Below are 21,058 nucleotides of genomic sequence, written 5' to 3' on the forward strand. Positions count from 1 at the left end.
GACTTGCTAGCGTCCCCGACTTGTCGTGAGGAGACCCGCCCATGCCAGAGCCCCGCCGATCGACCATCGATGCTGGAGAAGTCGAGCGCTTCTCCGCCCTTGCCGCCGAATGGTGGAATCCGAACGGCAAGTTCCGCCCGCTGCACAAGTTCAATCCGGTGCGGCTCGCCTATATCCGCGACCAGGTGGCGGCGCGTTTCGGCCGCGACCCACGCGCCGCGCGGCCCTTCGAAGGCCTGCGCTTCCTCGACATCGGCTGCGGCGGCGGGCTTTTGTGCGAGCCGATGGCCAGGCTTGGCGCCGATGTCGTGGGCGCGGACGCTTCCGCCACCAACATCGAGGTCGCCAAGCTGCATGCGGCGGAAGCCGGGGTCGGCATCGACTATCGCGCCACCACGGCCGAGGCGCTGGCGGATGCCGGCGAAACCTTCGATGTCATCCTGAACATGGAAGTGGTGGAGCATGTCGCCGATGTCGACCTGTTCATCGCCAAATGCGGCCAGATGGTCCGCCCCGGCGGCATCATGTTCGTCGCCACCATCAACCGCACTCTGAAAGCGTTCGGGCTCGCCATTATCGGCGCCGAATACCTGCTGCGCTGGCTGCCGCGCGGTACGCATCAGTTCGGTAGGCTGGTGCGGCCGGAGGAACTGTCAAAGGCGCTGGGCGCCGCCGGCCTCACCGTGATCGACCGCACCGGCGTCATTTACCATCCGCTCGCCGACCGTTGGCAGAAGTCCAGGGATATGGACGTCAACTACATGGTGCTGGCCGAAAAGGGCTCCGTCTGAACGCTCTGGCGCGGCCTCTCGCAATTCAAGCCGCTTGGCTTTGCAACTTCGCGGCGGCCTGACTCTGCGCCTTGGTCGTGATGAACACGCCGGCGGTGATGATGGCGGCGCCCAGCCAGGTCAGAAGCTGGTAGTGCTCGCCTAGGAAGAGCGTGCCAGCGAACAGGCCGACGGCAGCCGCCACATAGCCGATCTGGCTGAGATAGACCGGGCCGCCAACCGCCTGCAAGCGGAAGAAGAAGGCGAACATCGCCGATGCCGACGCAGTCTGGCTGAGGACCACAAGCGGCACGCTGCCGAGTGGGGCAAAGGCATGCCTGCCCAGGACGCTGAGGATGACGATGAAAAGCAGCGTAGCCGAGGCCAAATGGCTGCCGACGGCAAGCTCGATCGGGCCCGTGCCCTTCGGCCAGTCGACTGTGCGATATATGTTGCCGGCGGCGAGGCTGACCGGGATGAGCAATCCGATCGCCACCCAGAAGTAATCGGCTGGCTGGCCGGCCTCGCCGCGTGTCAGCGCAACCATCGCCGCGCCGACGAATCCGACCGCGATGCCGATGACGCCGAGCAGGTTCGGACGCCTGACGCCGAGCAGAATCGAGAACACCAGAGTGATCACAGGCGAAAGCGTGAACATGATGCCGGTGTAGCCGGCGCCGAGATGCGGGATGGCCGAGAACATTAGAAAATTGGGGATGGCATAGGAAATCGCCGCGGTGACGAAGAAATAGCGCAGCTTGTGCGACGTGAGCCGGATGCGCTCGCCGCGCAGCAGAAGCGCCATTAGCAGCACGCCGCCGGCGCCCAGCGAAATGACGAAGGCCCAGACCATCGCCGGCACGCCGGCGGCGGTGGCGAGTTTGCCGAATGGCAGCGTCATGCCAAGCAGTCCGCCAGTCACCACCAGAAGGCCGACCGCCGAATCCCAGAGAAATCTCATCGGCCTACCCTTCACACCCCTTCTTCACAGCCATCTTGGCCACCGCTCAATCTTCATGTAACATAGCACAAAGATTCTTACCATCAAGATACTTTTCGGTGAGGCACATGGATCGCGCGGCAAGGGCTATCGAGCAGTGGCGAAGGGAACGGCCGGATCTCGACGTATCGCCGATGGGGGTGATCGGACGGCTGAACGAAGCCTCGTCGCTGATCGCGCGCGATCGGCTGGCACCAGTCTTCGCCCGCTTCGGGCTGCAGTCCGGTGAATTCGACGTGCTGGCGACATTGCGTCGTTCCGGCGCGCCTTACGCGCTGACGCCGACCGAGCTCTACGAAGCGACGATGGTGACGTCTGGCGCCATGACGGCCCGCCTAGACCGCCTGGAGAAGGCTGGTCTGGTCCAGCGTGCGCCGCATCCCAGCGACCGGCGCGGCGTTGTCGTGCAACTCACCGCCAACGGTCTCGCGCTGGTGGACGAGGCGCTTGGCGCCCACGTCGCCAACGAGCATGAAATCCTCGCCGGACTGACCGGCGAGGAGCGGGAAACGCTGGCGAAATTGCTGGAGAAACTGATCGGGAGCCTGAGCCAAACCGCAGCCTAGAGCAATCCTGGGGAACACTTTTAGCGGTCCGTCCAGAATGGCGCAAAAACAGCGAGTTAGGGTGGTTCGCCTTCCCTGCAACGGTGAGACGCTCAAGGCAGCCTCCTGTTTGAGCATGCGGCAGGTATGTTGAGAACCAGGTCAGACCGCGCCAAGAATGATGGTTTGCGAGAACGGGCTCGTGATCACCGGAAACGCAGGAAGCGCCATTCGCGGGCCGGCATCCCTGAATACCGCCTCACCTTAGTTCCGGTCGTCCGGAAAGCTCGGGATCGGCATGAACTCGACACCGTCCTCGATGAGGCTTTGCGCCTCTTCCGGCGTCGCTTCTCCATAGATGCCGCGCGGATCGGTTTCGCCGAAATGGATCTTGCGCGCTTCCTCGGCAAACTTGTCGCCGACATAGTCGGCGTTCGCACGCACCTTCTCGGCCAGCGCCTTCAACTGCGCCAGCGCCTGCTTCTGCGCCTCGCCCATGGCGAGTGCCATTGTCTCCTGCTTGCGCGAGGTCGAAACGGCCGGCGCCATCAGCGCCTTCTCGACCTTATGCGAGCCGCAGTTCGGGCAATCGACGAAGCCGCGCTTCTTCTGGGTGTCGAAATCGTCATTGCTGCGGAACCAGGCTTCGAATTCGTGCTCGTGTTCGCAGATCAGGGAAAAACGGATCAAGAGGCAGCCCCCCTGAGACGCGGAGCTTCGCTTGTCCCGGCATTGACGGTGAAATCCCGCGCGTTCTTCAGATTGGGTATCTTGCGGCGCGCGGCCAGCGACTGCGCCGGATCGATTTCGGCGACGATCACGCCTGGCTCGTCATGGGCGGCCTCGGCAATGACGCGCCCCCAGGGATCGACGATCAGCGAGTGGCCGTAAGTCTCGCGGCCGTCCTCATGCAGGCCGCCCTGCGCGGCGGCGATGACATAGGCGCCGTTCTCGATGGCGCGGGCACGAAGCAGCACATGCCAATGTGCCTCTCCGGTCTGGCGCGTGAAGGCGGCAGGCACCGTCAGGACCTCGGCCCCGGCCATCGCCTCGGCGCGGAAAAGTTGAGGGAAGCGCAGGTCGTAGCACACGGCAAAGCCAAGCCTCGTCCCATCGATTTCGGTCACGACCGCTTGCGTTCCCGGCTCGTAGGATGCGGACTCGCGCCAGCTTTCGCCATTGTCGAGGTCGACATCGAACATATGGATCTTGTCGTAGCAGGCGATCAGGGCGCCGACCGGCGAGAACAGGAACGCGCGGTTGGCGAGCTTGCCGTCGGCGCGCAGGATCGCGGTAGAGCCGACATGCAGATAAATGCCGAGCTCCGTCGCCAACCGGCGCGCCGTCGCGACGACTATGTCCTGGTCCTCGGTGGTAAAGGCGGCCGCCCCTGCCTGCTTGTCGCGGATAAGTGCGCCGGTCATTTCCGGCGTCTGGACGTAGGCGGCGCCCTGAGCCGCGGCCTTACGGACAAGGATCTCCATGTCGGCGGCATTGCGCTGCGGGCTCGTGCCCGAACGCATCTGGACGGCGGCGGCCTTGAAGGTGCCCATGATCATCTCCCGTTGGCGAGAATGGCGTCCAGCCGGCCCTGCGACTCCAGGTCGTGGAGGTCGTCGCAGCCGCCGACATGCGTGTCGCCGATGAAAATCTGCGGAAATGTAGTCCGACCATGCGCCCGCGAGATCATTTCCTGGCGCAGTTCCGGCGAAAACGAGGCGTCGTGCTCGGTATAGGCCACGCCCTTGCGGTCGAGCAGCCGCTTGGCCGCGACGCAGTAGCCGCACATCATTCGGGTATAGATCGTCACATCAGCCATCGGCCGGCAATCCTCACGCGTGCCGTCCAATGAGGGTAAGAAAACGACATGCGGCAAAACAACAATTCAAACCTATATAGTCGCGGACTCATCGGGCCGGAAGTCCCCCGGTAGGACGCGGGCGAAAGTGAGGATGTCGATCGCTCCGGCGCCACCCCTCTTCAGCGCCTTGGCGACGGCCCGTACCGTTGCGCCGGTAGTGTAGACATCGTCCACGACCAGAACCCTTCGGCCCGCGATTTCGATTTCGAAGTCCAGCGGAACACGAAAAGCGGCGCGCACATTCTCCTCGCGCTCATGCCGTTCGAGCCCGACCTGCTGGCGCGTCAGCTTCACGCGCCCGACCGCGGATGGCGCGAAAGGCAGTCCGCCGAGCTTCGCAACGGCCCGCCCGAGTTCCGCCGACTGATTGAACTGACGTCGGAAGAAGCGCCGCCAGTGCAAGGGCACCGGCACGACAAGGTCAGCCTCGGCAATCAGTTCCGCGCCGGCGCGGATCATCCAGTTTGCCATCCAAGGCGCGAGATCGGTCCGGTCCTGGTATTTCAGCCCCTGCACCATCTGACGCGCGACACCCGAATACACGACGGCGGCCCGCGCCCGCTCGAAGGGTGGCGGATCGGCGATCGCCTCGGCGGACAAAAACCCCTCGCCCATGTCATGGGTGAAGGGGGTGCCCATCACCGGGCACCAGGGTTTTTCCAGCAGTCTCAGCTTTGGCCAGCAGGCGCCGCACAACACACCGGGCTGCGACACATGGCGTCGGCAGCCGGCGCAAACCGGCGGAAACAACAGCCGGGCCGGCCAGGCCAATGCCTGCCGTGCCATGTCCTGCACCGCACTGGGCTTGATCTTGTGCACCGGATCGGCCACGTGAAAAGGAACCCCGCGCCACCTTAACACGACTCCGGCAGGCGCGGACAACAGGAAGCTTTCCATTGCAGCCCTTGATCGACACCGAGCTCTGGCTCGCGCGCAAGCGCCGGGCTCTCGTCCGCCCCGTCGAAGGCGCCGATTTCCTGATGCGGCGCGCGGCGGAAGACCTTGCCGACCGGCTGGATGCGGTCGAGCGCCGTTTCGCCAGGGCGGCGGCGCTGTTCTGTCAGACATCGGCGGCGGCGGACGTGCTCGCCGGCAGCGGCAAGGTCGGCGAAATCGTTCGCGTCGAGATGGACGGAGCGCTTCTGGCCGGCGCGCCCGGCCTGGTGGCGCCGGCGGAGACCGTGCCGTTCGGGGAAGGCAGCCTCGATCTCGTCGTTTCCCTGCTCTCGCTGCACGCCATGAACGACATTCCCGGCATGCTCGCGCAGATCCGCCGGGCCCTGAAGCCGGATGGGCTTTTCCTTGGAGCGCTCGCCGGTGCAGGCACGTTGGCGGAGTTGCGCGAAAGCATGCTCACCGCCGAGACGGAGCTTTACGGCGGCGCAAGCCCGCGCATCCTTCCTTTCACCGACGTACGCGATGCGGGTGCGCTGTTGCAGCGAGCCGGCCTGGCATTGCCCGTCGCCGATGTTGAAACGGTGACCGTGCGCTACGATACGTTGTTCGACCTCGCCGCCGACCTGCGCGCGATGGGCGAGACCAGCCCGCTTGTCGACCGCAGCCGGCGACCGGGCAGCAGGCGCCTGTTTGCCCGCGCCGCCGAAATCTATGCGGAACGATTCTCGGACCCGGACGGCCGCATCCGCGCAAGTTTCCCGGTCGTGTGGATGTCCGGCTGGACGCCCGACGCGTCGCAGCAAAAACCGCTCAAGCCGGGATCGGCCAAAGTCTCTCTGAAAACTGTTCTGGAGGACCCGCAGAAGCGTAGAGGGGCTGACTGATCGGCGTCGTCAGTGGGAGAAGGCCTGGACCAGTTTGCTGTTGTTGTCGCTGAACAACCACTGGAGCGCATCCGCGGCCTTGCCCACGCCGCCGATGATTGTAAGCGACAGTACAGTAACGATCAGACCATATTCGATGGCCGTCGCTCCCGTCTCATCCCTCGCGAATTGCTGCAACAGGTTCTTCATGGTCATCCATTCCTTATGCAGAAATTCTAATGTGCTACCCGTTAAGAAAGGTTAACGGCAAAAGCTTAACGGCGAGTGAAACGCCATTGTCCCAAAAATCAGCACTCGCCGCTGCGGCTGCCGTCATTACGGATGACACAGATCGAGCTGGGCATTGGCTGCAGCACGCTGCGGCGCACCGTATATGTATTGGTGCGATGACCTATCGATCCGGTCGCGGACATGTCGAGGCCGGTCCCAAGGCCGTCGCGGGCGCCCTGCGATCGGCTCTGATTGTCGAGGAAAGGCGTCGCGAACAGCGCCAGCGCCACGGCGGCCGAGCCGAAGAGAAGCGTGATCCGCAGGATGCCCATGCCGGCGTCCGCCGCGCGAAAACCCCGGTCGGGCCGGATCGAGTCCCAGTCTCTTTCAAGGCTCATGCCGTTGTTTCCCGGTCCATCGACGATGTTCTTGCCGCGCGCAACGGCTCGAGCAATCTCTCACGTCGAGATAAATCTTCCATTAACGCTGACTAAAGCAGCTTCGTAAAATGCCCCCCCCGAAAGCCGTGGTCTTTCGCAAAGGCAGGCAGCGAAACTACAGCAGGTCTATCAGGAACTGGATCAGCGGCGCGTCGGCCGGCGGCATCGGATACTCGCGCATCTGCTTCGGCCTGACCCATTTGAGTCCCTGCCCCTCGCGAGGCTGCGCGATACCGCGAAATCGCCGACAGACATAAAGCGGCATCAGGAGATGGAAATCGTCATAGGAATGGCTGGCGAAGGTAAGCGGAGCCAGGCACGGAATGTCGGTCTCGATGCCGAGCTCCTCGTGCAATTCGCGGACAAGGCACTCCTCCGGCGTCTCGCCCGGCTCGACCTTGCCACCGGGAAACTCCCACAGCCCGGCAAGCTGCTTGCCCTCTGGGCGCTGTGCAAGAAGCACGCGCCGGTCAGTGTCGACCAGCGCGCAGGCAGCGACCAGCAGAAGGCGCTTTCCGGTTGGCTTCACCTCGCTCATGCGCCTGGCGGCCGTCGATAGTGGTAGCGATAGACTTCCTCGAAGCCGAGCGACCGGTAGAGCGAAAGCGCCGGCGCGTTGCCGGCCTCGACCTGCAGCCAGGCCTCGCGCGCGCCGCGCAGGCGCGCCCATTTCAGCGCCGACAGGATGAGGTTGCGGCCATGGCCTTTGTTGCGCGCCGACTTTTCGGTGGCGACTTCGAACAGGCCCGCGAGATCGCCGTCATGGACGCAGATCAGCGTCGCCAGCGGCTCGTTGCCGTCCTCGAGCGCGAACAGCCCCGCCTCCGGCTGTATGGCGCCGATGACCTCCGACAGGCCGGGCCGCAGCGAAGCGTCCGACCCGCTGGTTCTCAGCGATGCACCGATGAAGCGGCTGATGTCCTTGAGCGGGATCTGGTCCATCGCCGCGCCGAGTTCGACCTCTTTCAGCGGCAACCGCATCACCAGGGATTCGTCGAACCGATTCCAGCCGGCCTTGTCGAGATGCGTTGACAGCACCTGCCCAGACAGAGGCGACATGCGAAAGGTGAGCGGCCGGCCATAGGCATCGAACCGCCTTGCGGCGCGACCGATACGCTCTTCGATCGCGTGGGTGTCGCCGGGATCGAGCGGATTGACCGAATTCAGCCGCTTGGCGGGGTGTCCGGCCGTCAGCCGCACCACCCAGGTCCCGTCATAATGGACGGCGGCCGCCGGCCAGGCGCGAAAACCCGCCGCCTCGTAACGGCGCACGACCGCCAGCACGCTTGCCGGATGCCTGGACACCGGCGCCATCAGCTCCGGTAATCGCCATTGATGGCGACATATTCCTTGGTGAGGTCGCAGGTCCACACCGTTGCCTTGCCGCGGCCGATGCCGATATCGGCGCGGATGCGGATATCGTCGCGCTTCATATAGGCCGAAGTCGCTTCCTCCGAATAGGCCGGATCGCGCTCGCCCTCATGAGCGAGGCGATTGTCGCCGAACCAGATCGACAGACGGTCGCGATCGGCGGGCTCGCCGGCCTTGCCGACAGCCATGACGACGCGGCCCCAATTGGCATCCTCGCCGGCGACGGCAGTTTTGACCAGTGGTGAATTGGCGATCGAGAGCGCAATGCGCTTGGCGGAACGCGCCGATTTGGCGCCCGTCACCGTGACCTCGACTTGCTTGCGCGCGCCCTCGCCGTCGCGCACGACCTGGAGCGCCAGCGACTTCAGCACCTTGCCGAGTGCCCGGCGGAACGCGCCGAGCCGCGCGTCCCTGGGATCGCTGATTGCCGGCGCGCCGCGCGCGGCTGCCTTGCCTGTGGCGAAGAAAAGCAGCGTGTCGCTGGTCGAGGTGTCGCTGTCGACGGTCACCGCGTTGAAAGTCTTGGCCGTGCCGCGCGACAACAGGTCCTGCAGCACGGCGGCGGCGATCGGCGCGTCGGTGGCGATGAACGAAAGCATCGTCGCCATGTCGGGCGCGATCATTCCGGCGCCCTTGGCGATACCGTTGATGGTGACGTCCGCGTCGCCGAGCTTGACCGTCGCCGTCGCCACCTTCGGATAGGTATCCGTGGTCATGATGGCCCTGGCCGCATCGGTCCACAGATCCGGCTTGCCGTCCTTGACCAGCCCGGCGAGAAGATGGCTGAATTTGGTGGTGTCGAGCGGCTCGCCGATGACGCCGGTCGAGGCCAGGAAAACCTCGCTCTCCAAGCATCCGGCGGCCTTGGCCGCCGCTTCGCCGGTCAGCGCGGTCGACGCCTTGCCCTTCTTGCCGGTGAAGGCGTTGGCATTGCCGGAGTTGACGACCAGCACGCGCGCCTTGCCGCCGGGCAGGTTCTGGCGGCAGAAATCCACCGGCGCCGAAGGGCATTTCGACCTGGTGAACACGCCGGCGACGGCCGTGCCCGGATCGAAGACCATGGCAAGGAGATCGGTGCGGTTCCGGTATTTTATGCCGGCTTCGGCGGTCGCGATGCGCACCCCCTCGATGACCGGCATCTGTGGGTACTTCTTCGGTGCGAGCGGCGAAATCGTAGCGGACATCATGACCCCGGGCGGCAAGAGCGCGAAAGGAAGGCCGGTTTGCCCGATAGCGCGCGCCGGCGCAAGGGGCGTTCTGGCCGCGATTCGCTGACCTGACCGAGGGTTGTGCAACGGAAAACGCGGCGTTTCGTTTCATCGCCGAAGCCCATATGATGGCGCCAGATTCACCGGCTAAGGAAACCTCGATGGGCGAAGCCGCGGCCCGCGGGCGCAAATCGATCGGCGCGAAACGCAATCCCGAAAGCGCCGACGCCATTGTCGAGGCCGCCGAAGCCGTATTGCGCGAGGCGGGCTATGCCGGCTTCTCGATCGAGGCCGTCGCCCGGCGGGCGCGTGCTGGCAAGCCGACCATCTACCGCTGGTGGCCAAGCAAGGCGGCGCTGCTGATCGAGGTCTACCAGCGGCAGAAGCGCGTCGAAACTCCGGATACGGGGAACGTCGAGGACGACCTGGTCGGCTTTCTCAAGAACCTGTTCGCGCACTGGCGCGACACCCCATCGGGCAATATCTTCCGCTCGCTGGTCGCCGAGGCCCAGTCCGACGAGACTGCCGCCGCTGCGCTTGCCGAATATTCAAAAGGGCGCCGCGTCCACACGGGCGGCATGATCGAACGCGCCAAGGCGCGTGGCGAGGTGGCGGCCGATGTCGATGCCGGGATCGTCGCCGACCTTGTCGCGTCCTTCGCCTGGCGGCATCTGCTGAGCAATCGCCTCGATGAGGACGACGTGGCTATCCGCGCCGCCGTCCGCTATGTCGTGCGGGGCATAAGCAAGGCTTCATGATGCGAAAGGGCGCCCGAAAGCGCCCTTGCAGAACCGTCAGTCGGCGGCAAATCACTTGCCGCTTTCAAGCGTATCCACGTCCTTCTTGAGCTTTTCGTCCGGAATCTCGACCTTGGCGGCGGCCCGCAGGTCCTTGACCATGGCGAAATACTTGTCGCGGATCACCGCCTGCTTGGCCTGGTCCTTGACGTCGTCGAAGGCCGGCGGCTGCTTGGCGCGCTTGTCTTCAAGCTTGATGACATGCCAGCCGAACTGCGTCTGCACCGGCTCCTTCGTGTACTTGCCGACATCGAGCGCGAAGGCCGCCTTGTCGAATTCCGGCACCATCTGCCCCGGACCGAACCAGCCGAGATCGCCGCCATTGGTTTTGCCCGAGGGGTCATTGGTGTGTTCGTTGGCGAGCTTCTGGAAGTCGGCGCCGCCGTCGAGCTGCTTGATGATAGCCTCTGCTTCTTCCTTCGTCTTCACGAGGATGTGACGTGCATGCACTTCATTGACCGGCGGCGTGTTGGCGATCTCCTGGTCGTAGCGGGCACGCACTTCGGCATCCGTCACCTTGTCGACCACCTCCTTCTCGACCACCTCGCCATGCAGCGCGCGCGCCTGCAGGAAAGCCATGCGGCGCTGGAAGTCTGGATCCTTGTCGAGGCCGCTGTCGACGGCCTTTTTCGCCATGACGCGGATTTCGATCGCCGCCGAAAGCGCGGCGGCGCGGCGCTGTTCCGGCGGCATCTGCGCGAACTGCTGGGAAAGTTCGCCTTCGGCGAGCGCAAGATCGGCCTCGGTCAGCTTCTCGCCATTGATGGTGGCGACCACGGCATTGGGATCGACCGGCGCGGCGGTGGGCGCCGCGGCATCCCCCTGGGCAGGCTTGGTTTCCTGCGCCATCAGCGGCGACAGCGAGAAAGCCGAAAGGCCGAAGGCCAAACCGAGGCTGGCGAGCGACGCGCGGCGGAACAACAGGGACATCAAGATAACTCCAATAGGGATTTGCCAATTAGGATCGCGTGAGCGAAGGGGTTCCAGATCAGTCGGATTGTGGCGGAATTTGGCGCTGACCTTAGGGCTAACGCGGCGTTGACATCGATTGAGCCCCCTCTTATCTGTCCATCGACTTGGCGTCCAGAACCGTTTTCCGGGCGCTTTTTGCGTTTGTCCGCATTCACGCGGATTTGATGGGCCCGCCCGGTGTCCGTCGCAGACGCTTGAAATTGCTATCGAAAGGGCCATTGATGGTCAGTCTCGGCGCTCTCGCCCGTAAGGTTTTCGGCTCCTCCAACGACCGCCGCGTCAAGTCGACCCGGCCACGAGTCGAAGCAATCAATGCCATGGAAAACGAGATGCGGGCGCTTTCCGACGCCGAGCTTGCGGGCCGCACGGAGAAATTCCGCCAGGATCTCGCCAACGGCGCCTCGTTGGACGACCTCTTGGTTCCCGCTTTCGCCACGGTACGCGAGGCGGCCCGCCGCGTGCTTGGCATGCGGCCTTTCGACGTCCAGTTGATCGGCGGCATGGTGCTGCACAATGGCGGCATCGCCGAGATGCGCACCGGCGAGGGCAAGACGTTGGTCGCAACCTTGCCGGTCTATCTCAATGCGCTTGCCGGCAAGGGCGTGCATGTCGTTACCGTCAACGACTACCTCGCCAAGCGCGACGCCGAATGGATGGGCCGCGTCTACAAGTTTCTCGGCCTGACCGTCGGCATCATCGTCCATGGCCTATCCGACGACGAGCGCCGCGAGGCCTATGCCAGTGACGTCACCTACGCCACCAACAACGAGCTCGGCTTCGACTATCTGCGCGACAACATGAAGTATGAGCGCTCGCAGATGGTGCAGCGAGGCCATGCCTATGCCATCGTCGACGAGGTCGATTCCATCCTGGTCGACGAGGCGCGCACGCCGCTGATCATTTCCGGTCCGCTCGAGGACCGCTCGGAAATGTACAACACCATCGACACCTTCATGCTTAAGCTCGGCCCGGCCGACTACGAAGTCGACGAGAAGCAGAAGACGACGATCTTCACCGAGGAAGGCACCGAGAAGCTCGAAAACTTGCTGACCGCGGCTGGCCTGCTCAAGGGCGAGTCGCTCTACGACGTCGAGAACGTCGCCATCGTCCATCACGTCAACAATGCGCTCAAGGCGCATCTGTTGTTCCAGAAGGACCGCGATTACATCGTGCGCAACGGCGAGATCGTCATCATCGACGAGTTCACCGGCCGCATGATGCCCGGCCGCCGCTATTCGGAAGGCCTGCATCAGGCCCTCGAAGCCAAGGAGCACGTGCAGATCCAGCCGGAGAACCAGACGCTGGCCTCCGTCACCTTCCAGAACTATTTCCGCCTCTACAAGAAGCTCGCCGGCATGACAGGCACGGCGCTGACCGAAGCTGAGGAATTCGGCAACATCTACGGTCTCGAGGTCACCGAAATCCCGACCAACCTGCCGGTCATCCGCAAGGATGAGGACGACGAGGTCTACCGGACGGTCGAGGAGAAGTACAAGGCGATCGTCAAGGAAATCCGCGAAGCCAGCGCCAAGGGCCAGCCGACTCTGGTCGGCACCACCTCGATCGAGAAGTCCGAGCAGTTGGCCGAGCGCCTGCGTAAGGAAGGCTTCACGGACTTCGAAGTTCTCAACGCCCGGCATCACGAGCGCGAGGCGGCCATCGTGGCCCAGGCCGGCAAGCCGGGCGCCATAACCATCGCCACCAACATGGCCGGCCGCGGCACCGACATCAAGCTTGGCGGCAACGCCGAGATGCGCATCGCCGATGAACTGGGCGACATGCCGGAGGGACCCGAGCGCGAGGCCAGGGAAAAGGAAATCTACGCCGACGTCGAGCGCCTGAAGGAAAAGGCGCTGGCGGCGGGCGGCCTCTATGTTCTGGCCACGGAACGCCACGAATCGCGCCGTATCGACAACCAGTTGCGCGGCCGCTCAGGCCGTCAGGGCGACCCCGGCCGGTCAAAATTCTTCCTGTCGCTGCAGGACGATCTGATGCGCATCTTCGGCTCCGAGCGCATGGATGGCATGCTGCAGAAGCTTGGCCTCAAGGAAGACGAGGCGATCATCCATCCCTGGATCAACAAGGCGCTGGAGAAGGCGCAGAAGAAGGTCGAGGCGCGCAACTTCGATATCCGCAAGAACCTCTTGAAATATGACGACGTCGCCAACGACCAGCGCAAGGTGGTGTTCGAGCAGCGCATCGAGTTGATGGACGGCGAAGGCCTCTCGGAGACGATCGCCGAGATGCGCGAAGGCGTCATCGAGGAGATCGTCGCCAAGAACATACCCGAAAACGCCTATGCCGAGCAGTGGAACGTCACCGGCCTCAAGGAAGAGGTGGCGCAGTACCTCAACCTCGACCTGCCGATCGAGCAATGGGTCAAGGAAGAAGGCATCGCCGAGGACGACATCCGCGAGCGCATTACCGCGGCTGCCGACACCGCCGCCAAGGAGCGCGCCGACCGTTTCGGCCCCGATGTGATGAACTATGTCGAGCGTTCGGTGGTGCTGCAGACGCTCGACCATCTGTGGCGCGAGCACATCGTCAACCTCGACCATCTGCGCTCGGTCGTCGGCTTCCGCGGCTATGCCCAGCGCGACCCGCTGCAGGAATACAAGAGCGAAGCCTTCGAGCTGTTTCAAGCCATGCTCGGCAACCTTCGTCAGGCCGTCACCGCGCAGTTGATGCGCGTCGAATTGGTGCGCCAGGCGGCGGACGCCCCGCCGCCCGAAGCCCCCGAGATGTTTGGCAGCCATATCGACGGCTCCACAGGGGAGGACGATTTCGAGGGCGGCGAGACCGCGCTTCTGGTGCGCCAGGATTCGAACACCGTCGTCGCCCCGGAAAACCGCGATCCGAAGAACCCCTCGACATGGGGCAAGGTCGGCCGCAACGAGCTATGCCCCTGCGGCTCCGGCAAGAAATACAAGCACTGCCACGGCACCTTCGCCTGAGACCCTTTCCTTCTCCCGTTCAACGGGTTGAGGAGTGGTCCGCGCAGCGGAACGAGAAGCCAATTGCTTGGCTTTTCGAACGACGAACGCCCGGAGCGATAGGAAGGGCTGGCAGTGCCCGAAGGGCGTATGAGGGCAGCGCTTGCGCTGGCAATCCCACCAGAACGCCGGACTTGTTTTAAGCTTCCTCGCGGCGCCGCGGCCTCACACCAGCCCCGACGCACGCGCCGCGGCCGCCGCTTCACCACGCGAGACCGCCTCCAGCTTCTCCAGCACCGCCGAGACGTGGTGATCGACCGTCTTGGGCGAGATGGTCAGATGCGCGGCGATCTTCTTGTTGGAGAAGCCTCGCTCGATAAGCTGGAGAACCTCCATCTGGCGCTGCGTGAGCCCCGCCTGGTTGGCGCGCGTAGCCTGCCTCGGTCCCCTGGCGATGCGGTTCACACCGCTTTGCCGCATCACGCCGCGCGCATGCTGCGCCACCGACCTTGCGCCGAGTGCCTCGAGCACATCGAGCGCTTCGCGCTGCGCTGCCTCATCGCCCCTGAGCAGGGCGAGCGCCCGTTCGAACGGGGCGTCCATCTTCGACCAGAGCGCGGCGGCGGCGCGCCAATCGCCAGCCAATTGCAGACGGTGCGGCTCAGCCATGCCGTCGGTCTCGCCGGGTTCGCTTTCAGGCGACAAAAGCTGCCGCCATGTCGCCAGTTCGCCGAACACCGCCCGCGTCGGCGACAGGCTCTCGGCAAGGGCGATCACGCGCAGCGCCTCATCCCTGTCGCCCTCGCCCAACCACGCCAGTTCGGCCATCACCTCGGCGAAGGGCGCGAGGCGTTGCAACTCCATGCCCTTGTCCAGGAACAGCTTCATCTCGTCGAGAACCGGCCCGGCCGATGGATCTCCCCGGCGGATGCGCAACCGTGCCAACGCGATGAGCGACGGATAGCGCACCAACGGCGTGGTCGCCTCGTCGTCGACAACCTCATGCGCCATTGCCGCGGCGTCGTCCCAAAGGCCGAGCCGAACCAAAAGCTGCGCCTGCACCCCGCGCATGTAGTCGCGCCAGGTCGCGAGATCGTTCTCGACGCAATAGCCGATGCCGCGCTCCAGGAACGATGCCGCCTCGCTGAAATTGAGCCTGTTCATCTCGACGCAGGCGCAATTCGTGAAGGCGCGCGCGGCATGCTCCTGGAAGTTGCTGGACAGCGCGATTCCAAGGCTGCGGGCGAGATCATGCCGCCCCTTGGCGAAGTCCAGCCATTGCCCGGCCGCACCCACATTGTTGAGCGCGTGGCAAAGGATGTCGGGCCGGTTGAGCCGCTCCGCCAGCTCTATGGCCTTGCCGCCGAACATGAGCGTGTCGTCGAGCCGCTCGGCCAGCATCGCCAATTGCGAAAGATTGGAATAAGCCATGGCGAGTTCGGGCCCGTCGGGCGCTGCCTCCAGCAGTTCCACGGCCTGTGCTCCGAACCGGTCCGCGTCCTCCCGATCACCGAGCAGATAAGCAAAGCGCGACAGGCATCTGAGGCAGTCGCCCTCCTTGACCCGGTCGCCCAGCGCCTGGCGCAACCGACGTGCCTGTCCTTGCGCCTCCATGGCCGCGTCGACGCGACCGATCAGGTGACACTCGAAGGCATGGCCTTCATAAAGCTCCGCCCGCTTCTCGATCGGCAGGAGATCAGCGTAGCGCAGGGCAACCTCGTAGTAGCCCGCCGCATCGCGATGCGCGCCGACGCGGGACGCCTCGCGCGCGGCGACGGGCGCCAGCTCGCGCACCACGTCCAGGCTTTGCGCTTCCACGGCATGATGCACCAGCCTGGCGGTGGCGACGTGCGGATCTTCCCGCAAGGCTGCCAGAGCGCGCTCGTTGTACTCTCGCCGTTTGCTCGGCGTCAGCGCCATCTCGATTGCCGTGCGGGCGATCTCATGCCGGAAGGCGTAGCCGTCGCCGAAATCCTCCAGGAGGCCATTGGAAACGCACTCGGCAAGTTGGCCGGCGGCGGCGATCCCGCAGAGGCCGCTCAGCGCCCAGGCGTCGGCGCGGCGAGGGAACACCGAGACTGCGTCGAGCATCGAGCGCGCGCCCGGCGACAGTTTTTCGGCGCGCGCCAGCACGGCGTCGCGCACGCTCGCCGGCATCGCGCCATCGCCTTCGGCGGCAAGCAACTCGGTGACGAAGAAGGCGTTGCCTGCGCTTGCCCGATAGATGGCGTCGCCGTCGCGCTCGGCGGCCTCGGCAAGCGACAGGACGGCTGTCTCGCTGAGCAGCGGAACCTCGATACGATGGATGTTGCCGGCCGGAATCGCGCCGAGCGCTCGCCGAACCCGCATCTGGCCCTCGCTGCCGTCGGTCCGCGCGGTGATCACGAGCAGGATACGGGTGTTCGCGATACGCCGGCCGAGGAAGCGCACGAAGTCGAGCGTCGCGTCATCGGCCCAGTGAAGGTCTTCGATGACGAGCACGCTCGGACCCTTCGCCTCGAATACGTCTAGCGCCTCGGAAAACAGCGGCAGTCGCTGCACCTGGCGGTCTTCGAACGCCCGCGGCAGTTCCCACTGCGCCTCGCGGGCCAGATCGTAGAGCGGCCCCAGTGGATCGGGAATGGACAGGTCCTCGCAGGCGCTGCGCAGCATGGTCAGGCCCTTATCCAGCCGACTCGCGAACGCCTCGACCAGCGCCGTCTTGCCAGCGCCGGCTTCGCCGGAGAGCGCCACGACGCGGCCGTGACCTTGCACGGTTCCGGCCAGATCGGCCTCCAGTTGCTTTAGCTGCGTCTGCCTTTCCAGAAGCATCGTCATTCTCGCGAATAGGGAATGTTGGCGCGGCGGATGCCGCTGGATAGTCAGTACGAACGGATGGAAATGTGACCTTCCACACATTTGCGTGCTTACTCCCACTATAACGGCGCCAAGATAGGGAATCGTCCCGTCAAATATGGGGAAAGGCGCCGATGCGCGCTTTCCGCGAAGGTGATTTCTGCTGGGTCGCGCTTAAACCGAGCGCAAATCACCAACGAAAGGAAATGATCGTGCCTCGCTACCTTGTTGAACGCACCTTCCCGGAAGGCCTGAACGTGCCGATGACCGATGCCGGCGCCACGGCCATGAGCGGCGTCATCGCCCGCAATGCCGAAAAAGGCGTAACCTGGGTGCAGTCCTTCGTCTCGCCCGACAAGTCGAAGAGTTTCTGCATCTATGACGCGCCCTCGCCGGAGGCGATCCGCAGCACGGCGCAGAAGAACGCGCTCCCCGTCGACAAGATCACGGAGGTGCGGGTCCTCGACCCCTACTTTTATCGCTGACCGGTCAGATCGTGTCGGGCAGACCATACCCGTCGCCGGCGGACCTGACGCCGTGCCAGGCAGCGAGACTTCATCCGCCGCGGCGGATAACGTCCCGCCACGGCACGGCTACATGCGACGGGCCGTATCGGCGCTGCTTTCACGCTTTCGAAACCGGCGTCGCCTCTTGCCGCCGCAGGACGATCACCTGAGGCGCGATATCGGCCTGCACGAGCGGGAAAACCCGCGCGAATACTGGGAATATTGGTGGCATCACGGCTGATCCCAATTCATCGCGATCAGCATCCATCACCTTTTTGCAGAAAAGGCGCCTCCGGCGTCCGGAGTTGGCCTCGACAGGCCAGCTTCGCCGTTTGCGCGCCGCAACCGTATTGGAGACTTGAAATGACCATTCGCATTTGGACCGAATGCCTTATCGGCGCCTCTGCAGCGATCACCCTGCTGATGGCGGGCGCCGCCACGGCGGAAACCGCCAATCCGCTCGCCGAAAAGGTGCGGGCGCTCGACAGCCGCTTCGAGGACGTCGCGGTGGCAGAAGCCGAAGGCTACGCGCCGATCCCCTGCGCCAGCGGCCTCACCGGCGGCGCGATGGGCATCCATTACGTCAACGCCGCCTATCTGAAGGACGACGCAGTCGATGTCGCGAAGCCCGAGGCGGTGATGTACGAGCCGATGGCCGACGGCACGCTGAAGCTTGTCGCGGTCGAATACATCACCGCGAAGGGCCCGGCTTCGCTCGAAGGTCATCTGTTCAACTTCAACACCGCGCCCAACCGCTACGGCCTCGGCCCGTTCTACGAACTGCATGTCTGGGCCTGGAAGCAGAATCCGACCGGCGCCTTCGCCGACATGAACCCCAACGTGTCGTGCGACGCGATGAAGGGGATGTAGCGCTCTTTGTGGAACATCGGACATCGGGCCACGCCCGGTGTCCCACCTTCCCCTGGCGGGGAGAAGAGGCGAGCAAAGCACCGGCCGGCTCCCCCTGCCTTCGGGCAATCCCCGGGGCTAGCTCGCCTCAGCAATCGCTACGATGGGACGACCACCCCACCCAACCGTTTCTTAAGGTGTTTCGGATAGACCGGAACGCTGGAAAAAGGCGGAAAACGGAGAGTTTTGGGTGCGCTTTTCCGCGGCAACGACTGCCGGGCGGTTCCTGCCGCAGCGCTGGGCGCTGCGCATGCGTCCTTTGCTTGGCCGCATCGATGCCATCCTCTTCACCGCCGACGAACGCGGCGAAGCCGGGCGCATGTCGCTGATCGCCTTTTCCATACGCATCATCAGCGCCGTCATCGCCTTCGTCAGCCAGGTACTCATGGCGCGCTGGATAGGCTCGTTCGAATACGGCATCTCGGTGCTGGTGTGGGTGACGATGGTCATCGTCGGCAACCTCGCCTGCCTTGGCTTCCACACCTCGGTCATCCGCTACATTCCGGAATATCGCGAACGCGGCATGCTGGCCGAGCTGCGCGGCATCGTTCTGGCCAGCCGCCTCTTCGTGCTTGTCGCCTCGACGCTCATCGCGGGCCTCGGCGCGCTCGGCGTGTGGCTCGCCTCGGACTGGATCGAGAGCTACTACGTCATCCCATTCATCCTCGGCGTCATCTGCCTGCCGATGATCGCGCTCGGCGATCTCCTGCAAGGCCTGGCGCGCGCCAATTCCTGGGCGCTGCTGGCGCTGTCGCCCACCTACCTGGTGCGGCCGGTGCTGATCCTGGCGTTCATGGCGCTGCTGCTTGGCCTCCATTACGTGCCCGACGCCAAGACCGCGATCTTCGCCTCGATCGCCGCTACCTACGTCACGACGCTCGGCCAGCTTATGGCCGTCACCTCACGCATGGAGAAAAAGACCCCGGCCGGGCCGATCAAGGTGCATTTCGCCCAGTGGATCCTGGTTTCGCTGCCGATCTTCCTGGTCGAGAGTTTCTTCTTCCTGCTCACCAATGCCGACGTGCTGATGGTGGGCGCCTATCTCCGGCCCAACGACGTCGCCGTCTACTTCGCCACCGTGAAGACGCTGGCGCTTGTGCATTTCGTCTATTTCGCGGTCAAGGCTGGCGTTGCCCAGCGCTACGCGCAGTTCACGCATGGCGAGCCGGCCAGGCTCGCCGCCTTCGCCCGCGAGACGGTGTCCTGGACCTTCTGGCCCTCGCTCTTAATGGCGCTGCTGGTGCTGGCGTTGGGCGAGCCGATGCTGGTGCTGTTCGGGCCCGAATTCACCGCCGGGTATCCGCTGCTTTTCCTGCTAGTGCTTGGCGTAGTGGCGCGCGCCGCCGTCGGCCCTTGCGAAAGCCTGCTCACCATGAGCGGCAACCAGAACATCTGCGCCGCGGTCTATGCCATGACGCTCGCGCTCAACATCGGCCTCAACGTGCTGTTGATCCCGCTGTTCGGACTCTGGGGCGCGGCGATGGCAACGAGCCTCGCCATGGTCTTCGAGGCCAGCGCGCTCTCCTTCACCGTCTGGCGCAAGCTCGGCATCGTGATGGCCATCTTCGTGCCCGCAAGAAAGGAAGTCGCCTGATGGCCGCCGTTCCGTTGCTCGAAGAGACAAGCGGCGGCCCCGCCGGCGCCATGGTCTCCAACCTCGCCGGCCTGGCGCGCGAGGTCGACCCCGCCCATGTCGAGCTCTTCGCCAGCAACAGGCCGGAGCGAAAGCTTGCCATCTACCCGGCCTCGGCCGGCTTCGACCTCGTAGAGGAGCTCGATTTCCTCTGCGCCCGCACGATCGAGCCCAACGTCTTCTTCAACCCGCGCTTCCTGGCGCCTGCAATGCCCCGGCTGGAAGACCGCGAAGTGCGGCTGGCCGTCATCCGGGACGGCGACGAATACCGCAACCGGCTGCGGCTTCTGGTGCCCTTCTCGGTCGAGCGGCCGGCGATCCCGCTCGGGGTCCCGGTGATGCGTACATGGGCGAGCCCGTTCGGCCCGCTCGGCACGCCGCTGGTCGACCGCGACGATCCGGTCTGCGTCATCGAGGATTTCTTCTCCATGCTGTCGAGGCCGCATCTCAAGCTGCCCAAGGTCTTCGTGCTGCCCGATATGCGTCTCGACGGACCGGTGGCGAGCCTGCTCACTTCGTTCGCCGACAGCCGCGGCCTGACCATGGTGACCACCGGCAAGGTCGAGCGGCCGGTGCTCGAAAGCGCTCTCGACGGCGAGGCCTATCTCAAGGCATCGCTTCGTTCGCACCACTACCGCGAATTCCGCCGGCTGAAGCGGCGCCTTGCCGATCTCGGCAGGATCGGGCACATCGTGGCGCGCGGACCCGACGAGATCCGCCACGCCATCGAAAGCTTCCTGACGCTGGAAGCTGCCGGCTGGAAAGGCCGTGAGCGCACCGCCATGGCGATCGACCGCTACCGCGCAGCCTTCGCCCGCGAAGCCGTGCACAGGCTGGCGGAGCAGGACATGTGTCGCATCCATACGCTGACGCTCGAGGGCCGCGCCGTCGCCTGCCTGATCGTATTCGTCGAGGCCGGCGTCGCCTATACCTGGAAGACGGCCTATGACGAAACGCTCGCCGCCTATTCGCCAGGCACGCTTCTGATGATCGAGGTGACCAAGCAGCATCTCGATGACCCCAACATCGTCATGACGGATTCCTGCGCGGTTCCGGACCATCCGGTGATGAGCCGCCTGTGGGCGGAGCGCAAGCCGATGGGCACGCTGGTGATCGGGCTGACGCCGGACGCCGACCGGCTGGCCCGGCAGGCGGCCTCGCAGTTGCACCTCTACCGCGAGACCCGCAACATGGCGCGCATCCTGCGCAACCGCATGCGCAGCCTGCTGAAGCGTCGCTAGGCAATCCCAGGAAAGTGTACCGGCATATGGTCGTCGAGATCGCAAG

21 protein-coding genes are annotated in these 21,058 nt (G+C 64.6%); 9 read left to right on the forward strand and 12 right to left on the reverse strand.

Translation table 11 applies throughout. The features are described from left to right. The first annotated feature begins 41 nt into the window (after positions 1 to 41). Positions 42 to 791 (forward strand): bifunctional 2-polyprenyl-6-hydroxyphenol methylase/3-demethylubiquinol 3-O-methyltransferase UbiG, encoded by a 750-nt coding sequence (ubiG, locus tag ACR64R_RS18790; RefSeq protein ID WP_487357801.1) that lies wholly within the window; start codon positions 42 to 44, stop codon positions 789 to 791. Positions 792 to 816: 25 nt separating this feature from the next. On the opposite strand, the gene ACR64R_RS18795 is transcribed toward ubiG, so the two are convergent. Continuing rightward, positions 817 to 1,731, reverse strand: a complete 915-nt coding sequence (locus ACR64R_RS18795) for a DMT family transporter (RefSeq protein ID WP_487357802.1) — start codon at positions 1,729 to 1,731, stop codon at positions 817 to 819. A gap of 107 nt (positions 1,732 to 1,838) precedes the next feature. Here ACR64R_RS18795 and ACR64R_RS18800 point away from each other — a divergent pair, with 107 nt between their 5' ends. Then, on the forward strand, positions 1,839 to 2,336 hold the full coding sequence (locus ACR64R_RS18800; RefSeq protein ID WP_487357803.1) for a MarR family winged helix-turn-helix transcriptional regulator: 498 nt from the start codon (positions 1,839 to 1,841) through the stop codon (positions 2,334 to 2,336). Positions 2,337 to 2,579: 243 nt separating this feature from the next. On the opposite strand, the gene ACR64R_RS18805 is transcribed toward ACR64R_RS18800, so the two are convergent. From ACR64R_RS18805 to ACR64R_RS18820, 4 genes are all read right to left on the reverse strand, one after another. Next, on the reverse strand, positions 2,580 to 3,005 hold the full coding sequence (locus ACR64R_RS18805) for a DUF1178 family protein (protein ID WP_487357804.1): 426 nt from the start codon (positions 3,003 to 3,005) through the stop codon (positions 2,580 to 2,582). After that, positions 3,002 to 3,868, reverse strand: coding sequence for a carbon-nitrogen hydrolase family protein (locus ACR64R_RS18810; RefSeq protein WP_487357805.1), 867 nt, complete (start codon positions 3,866 to 3,868; stop codon positions 3,002 to 3,004). Before ACR64R_RS18810 ends, ACR64R_RS18805 begins: the two co-directional genes overlap by 4 nt. Positions 3,869 to 3,870: 2 nt before the next feature. Beyond that, a complete protein-coding gene (gene grxC, locus ACR64R_RS18815) occupies positions 3,871 to 4,134 on the reverse strand; it encodes a glutaredoxin 3 (protein WP_487357806.1) in 264 nt (87 codons plus the stop codon). 72 nt (positions 4,135 to 4,206) lie between these two features. Further along, on the reverse strand, positions 4,207 to 5,007 hold the full coding sequence (locus ACR64R_RS18820; RefSeq protein ID WP_487362487.1) for a ComF family protein: 801 nt from the start codon (positions 5,005 to 5,007) through the stop codon (positions 4,207 to 4,209). Between the two features lie 65 nt (positions 5,008 to 5,072). Here ACR64R_RS18820 and ACR64R_RS18825 point away from each other — a divergent pair, with 65 nt between their 5' ends. Continuing rightward, positions 5,073 to 5,957: a methyltransferase domain-containing protein gene (locus tag ACR64R_RS18825; RefSeq protein ID WP_487357807.1), complete on the forward strand. Its 885-nt coding sequence runs from the start codon at positions 5,073 to 5,075 to the stop codon at positions 5,955 to 5,957. A gap of 9 nt (positions 5,958 to 5,966) precedes the next feature. On the opposite strand, the gene ACR64R_RS18830 is transcribed toward ACR64R_RS18825, so the two are convergent. The 5 genes from ACR64R_RS18830 to argJ form a co-directional block, all read right to left on the reverse strand. Then, the gene (locus tag ACR64R_RS18830) at positions 5,967 to 6,152 is read right to left on the reverse strand and encodes a Flp family type IVb pilin (protein WP_487357808.1); all 186 of its coding nucleotides are present in this window, start codon (positions 6,150 to 6,152) and stop codon (positions 5,967 to 5,969) included. Between the two features lie 92 nt (positions 6,153 to 6,244). Further along, entirely contained in the window at positions 6,245 to 6,565 is a 321-nt protein-coding gene (locus ACR64R_RS18835; protein WP_487357809.1) for a hypothetical protein, read from the reverse strand. A 157-nt stretch (positions 6,566 to 6,722) separates the two neighbouring features. Continuing rightward, positions 6,723 to 7,145, reverse strand: a complete 423-nt coding sequence (locus tag ACR64R_RS18840; RefSeq protein ID WP_487357810.1) for a (deoxy)nucleoside triphosphate pyrophosphohydrolase — start codon at positions 7,143 to 7,145, stop codon at positions 6,723 to 6,725. Next, positions 7,142 to 7,921, reverse strand: coding sequence for a GNAT family N-acetyltransferase (locus tag ACR64R_RS18845; RefSeq protein ID WP_487357811.1), 780 nt, complete (start codon positions 7,919 to 7,921; stop codon positions 7,142 to 7,144). The genes ACR64R_RS18840 and ACR64R_RS18845 overlap by 4 nt, the downstream gene beginning before the upstream one ends. Continuing rightward, positions 7,921 to 9,162 (reverse strand): bifunctional glutamate N-acetyltransferase/amino-acid acetyltransferase ArgJ, encoded by a 1,242-nt coding sequence (gene argJ, locus ACR64R_RS18850; RefSeq protein WP_487357812.1) that lies wholly within the window; start codon positions 9,160 to 9,162, stop codon positions 7,921 to 7,923. The genes ACR64R_RS18845 and argJ overlap by 1 nt, the downstream gene beginning before the upstream one ends. A 185-nt stretch (positions 9,163 to 9,347) precedes the next feature. On the opposite strand from argJ, the gene ACR64R_RS18855 reads away from it, so the two are divergent. Continuing rightward, complete coding sequence (locus ACR64R_RS18855) at positions 9,348 to 9,944, forward strand: TetR/AcrR family transcriptional regulator (protein WP_487357813.1); 597 nt, start codon at positions 9,348 to 9,350, stop codon at positions 9,942 to 9,944. 51 nt (positions 9,945 to 9,995) lie between these two features. On the opposite strand, the gene ACR64R_RS18860 is transcribed toward ACR64R_RS18855, so the two are convergent. After that, the gene (locus ACR64R_RS18860; protein WP_487357814.1) at positions 9,996 to 10,913 is read right to left on the reverse strand and encodes a peptidylprolyl isomerase; all 918 of its coding nucleotides are present in this window, start codon (positions 10,911 to 10,913) and stop codon (positions 9,996 to 9,998) included. 263 nt (positions 10,914 to 11,176) lie between these two features. On the opposite strand from ACR64R_RS18860, the gene secA reads away from it, so the two are divergent. After that, a complete protein-coding gene (gene secA / locus ACR64R_RS18865; RefSeq protein WP_487362488.1) occupies positions 11,177 to 13,909 on the forward strand; it encodes a preprotein translocase subunit SecA in 2,733 nt (910 codons plus the stop codon). A gap of 204 nt (positions 13,910 to 14,113) precedes the next feature. On the opposite strand, the gene ACR64R_RS18870 is transcribed toward secA, so the two are convergent. Next, on the reverse strand, positions 14,114 to 16,699 hold the full coding sequence (locus ACR64R_RS18870) for a helix-turn-helix transcriptional regulator (RefSeq protein ID WP_487357815.1): 2,586 nt from the start codon (positions 16,697 to 16,699) through the stop codon (positions 14,114 to 14,116). 230 nt (positions 16,700 to 16,929) lie between these two features. On the opposite strand from ACR64R_RS18870, the gene ACR64R_RS18875 reads away from it, so the two are divergent. The 4 genes from ACR64R_RS18875 to ACR64R_RS18890 all read left to right on the forward strand — a co-directional run bounded on the left by ACR64R_RS18875 (position 16,930) and on the right by ACR64R_RS18890 (position 21,012). Beyond that, positions 16,930 to 17,208: a DUF4242 domain-containing protein gene (locus ACR64R_RS18875; protein WP_487357816.1), complete on the forward strand. Its 279-nt coding sequence runs from the start codon at positions 16,930 to 16,932 to the stop codon at positions 17,206 to 17,208. A 384-nt stretch (positions 17,209 to 17,592) separates the two neighbouring features. Further along, a complete protein-coding gene (locus ACR64R_RS18880; RefSeq protein ID WP_487357817.1) occupies positions 17,593 to 18,099 on the forward strand; it encodes a hypothetical protein in 507 nt (168 codons plus the stop codon). Positions 18,100 to 18,328: 229 nt separating this feature from the next. Then, positions 18,329 to 19,732 (forward strand): lipopolysaccharide biosynthesis protein, encoded by a 1,404-nt coding sequence (locus ACR64R_RS18885; RefSeq protein WP_487357818.1) that lies wholly within the window; start codon positions 18,329 to 18,331, stop codon positions 19,730 to 19,732. Beyond that, positions 19,732 to 21,012: a GNAT family N-acetyltransferase gene (locus ACR64R_RS18890; protein ID WP_487357819.1), complete on the forward strand. Its 1,281-nt coding sequence runs from the start codon at positions 19,732 to 19,734 to the stop codon at positions 21,010 to 21,012. Before ACR64R_RS18885 ends, ACR64R_RS18890 begins: the two co-directional genes overlap by 1 nt. Positions 21,013 to 21,058: the final 46 nt, after the last annotated feature.

The sequence above is a fragment of the Mesorhizobium sp. MC2-1-1 genome (assembly GCF_057597255.1).

What these genes read in the sequence shown, in the direction of transcription:
- secA (WP_487362488.1), top strand. Translation starts at nt 11,177, where the DNA reads ATGGTCAGTCTCGGCGCTCTCGCCCGTAAGGTTTTCGGCTCCTCCAAC.
- ACR64R_RS18890 (WP_487357819.1), top strand. Translation starts at nt 19,732, where the DNA reads ATGGCCGCCGTTCCGTTGCTCGAAGAGACAAGCGGCGGCCCCGCCGGC.
- ACR64R_RS18840 (WP_487357810.1), bottom strand. Translation starts at nt 7,145, where the DNA reads ATGAGCGAGGTGAAGCCAACCGGAAAGCGCCTTCTGCTGGTCGCTGCC.
- ACR64R_RS18835 (WP_487357809.1), bottom strand. Translation starts at nt 6,565, where the DNA reads ATGAGCCTTGAAAGAGACTGGGACTCGATCCGGCCCGACCGGGGTTTT.
- ACR64R_RS18860 (WP_487357814.1), bottom strand. Translation starts at nt 10,913, where the DNA reads ATGTCCCTGTTGTTCCGCCGCGCGTCGCTCGCCAGCCTCGGTTTGGCC.
- ubiG (WP_487357801.1), top strand. Translation starts at nt 42, where the DNA reads ATGCCAGAGCCCCGCCGATCGACCATCGATGCTGGAGAAGTCGAGCGC.
- argJ (WP_487357812.1), bottom strand. Translation starts at nt 9,162, where the DNA reads ATGTCCGCTACGATTTCGCCGCTCGCACCGAAGAAGTACCCACAGATG.
- ACR64R_RS18855 (WP_487357813.1), top strand. Translation starts at nt 9,348, where the DNA reads ATGGGCGAAGCCGCGGCCCGCGGGCGCAAATCGATCGGCGCGAAACGC.
- ACR64R_RS18795 (WP_487357802.1), bottom strand. Translation starts at nt 1,731, where the DNA reads ATGAGATTTCTCTGGGATTCGGCGGTCGGCCTTCTGGTGGTGACTGGC.
- ACR64R_RS18830 (WP_487357808.1), bottom strand. Translation starts at nt 6,152, where the DNA reads ATGACCATGAAGAACCTGTTGCAGCAATTCGCGAGGGATGAGACGGGA.
- ACR64R_RS18870 (WP_487357815.1), bottom strand. Translation starts at nt 16,699, where the DNA reads ATGCTTCTGGAAAGGCAGACGCAGCTAAAGCAACTGGAGGCCGATCTG.
- ACR64R_RS18875 (WP_487357816.1), top strand. Translation starts at nt 16,930, where the DNA reads ATGATCGTGCCTCGCTACCTTGTTGAACGCACCTTCCCGGAAGGCCTG.
- ACR64R_RS18810 (WP_487357805.1), bottom strand. Translation starts at nt 3,868, where the DNA reads ATGGGCACCTTCAAGGCCGCCGCCGTCCAGATGCGTTCGGGCACGAGC.
- ACR64R_RS18880 (WP_487357817.1), top strand. Translation starts at nt 17,593, where the DNA reads ATGACCATTCGCATTTGGACCGAATGCCTTATCGGCGCCTCTGCAGCG.
- grxC (WP_487357806.1), bottom strand. Translation starts at nt 4,134, where the DNA reads ATGGCTGATGTGACGATCTATACCCGAATGATGTGCGGCTACTGCGTC.
- ACR64R_RS18845 (WP_487357811.1), bottom strand. Translation starts at nt 7,921, where the DNA reads ATGGCGCCGGTGTCCAGGCATCCGGCAAGCGTGCTGGCGGTCGTGCGC.
- ACR64R_RS18800 (WP_487357803.1), top strand. Translation starts at nt 1,839, where the DNA reads ATGGATCGCGCGGCAAGGGCTATCGAGCAGTGGCGAAGGGAACGGCCG.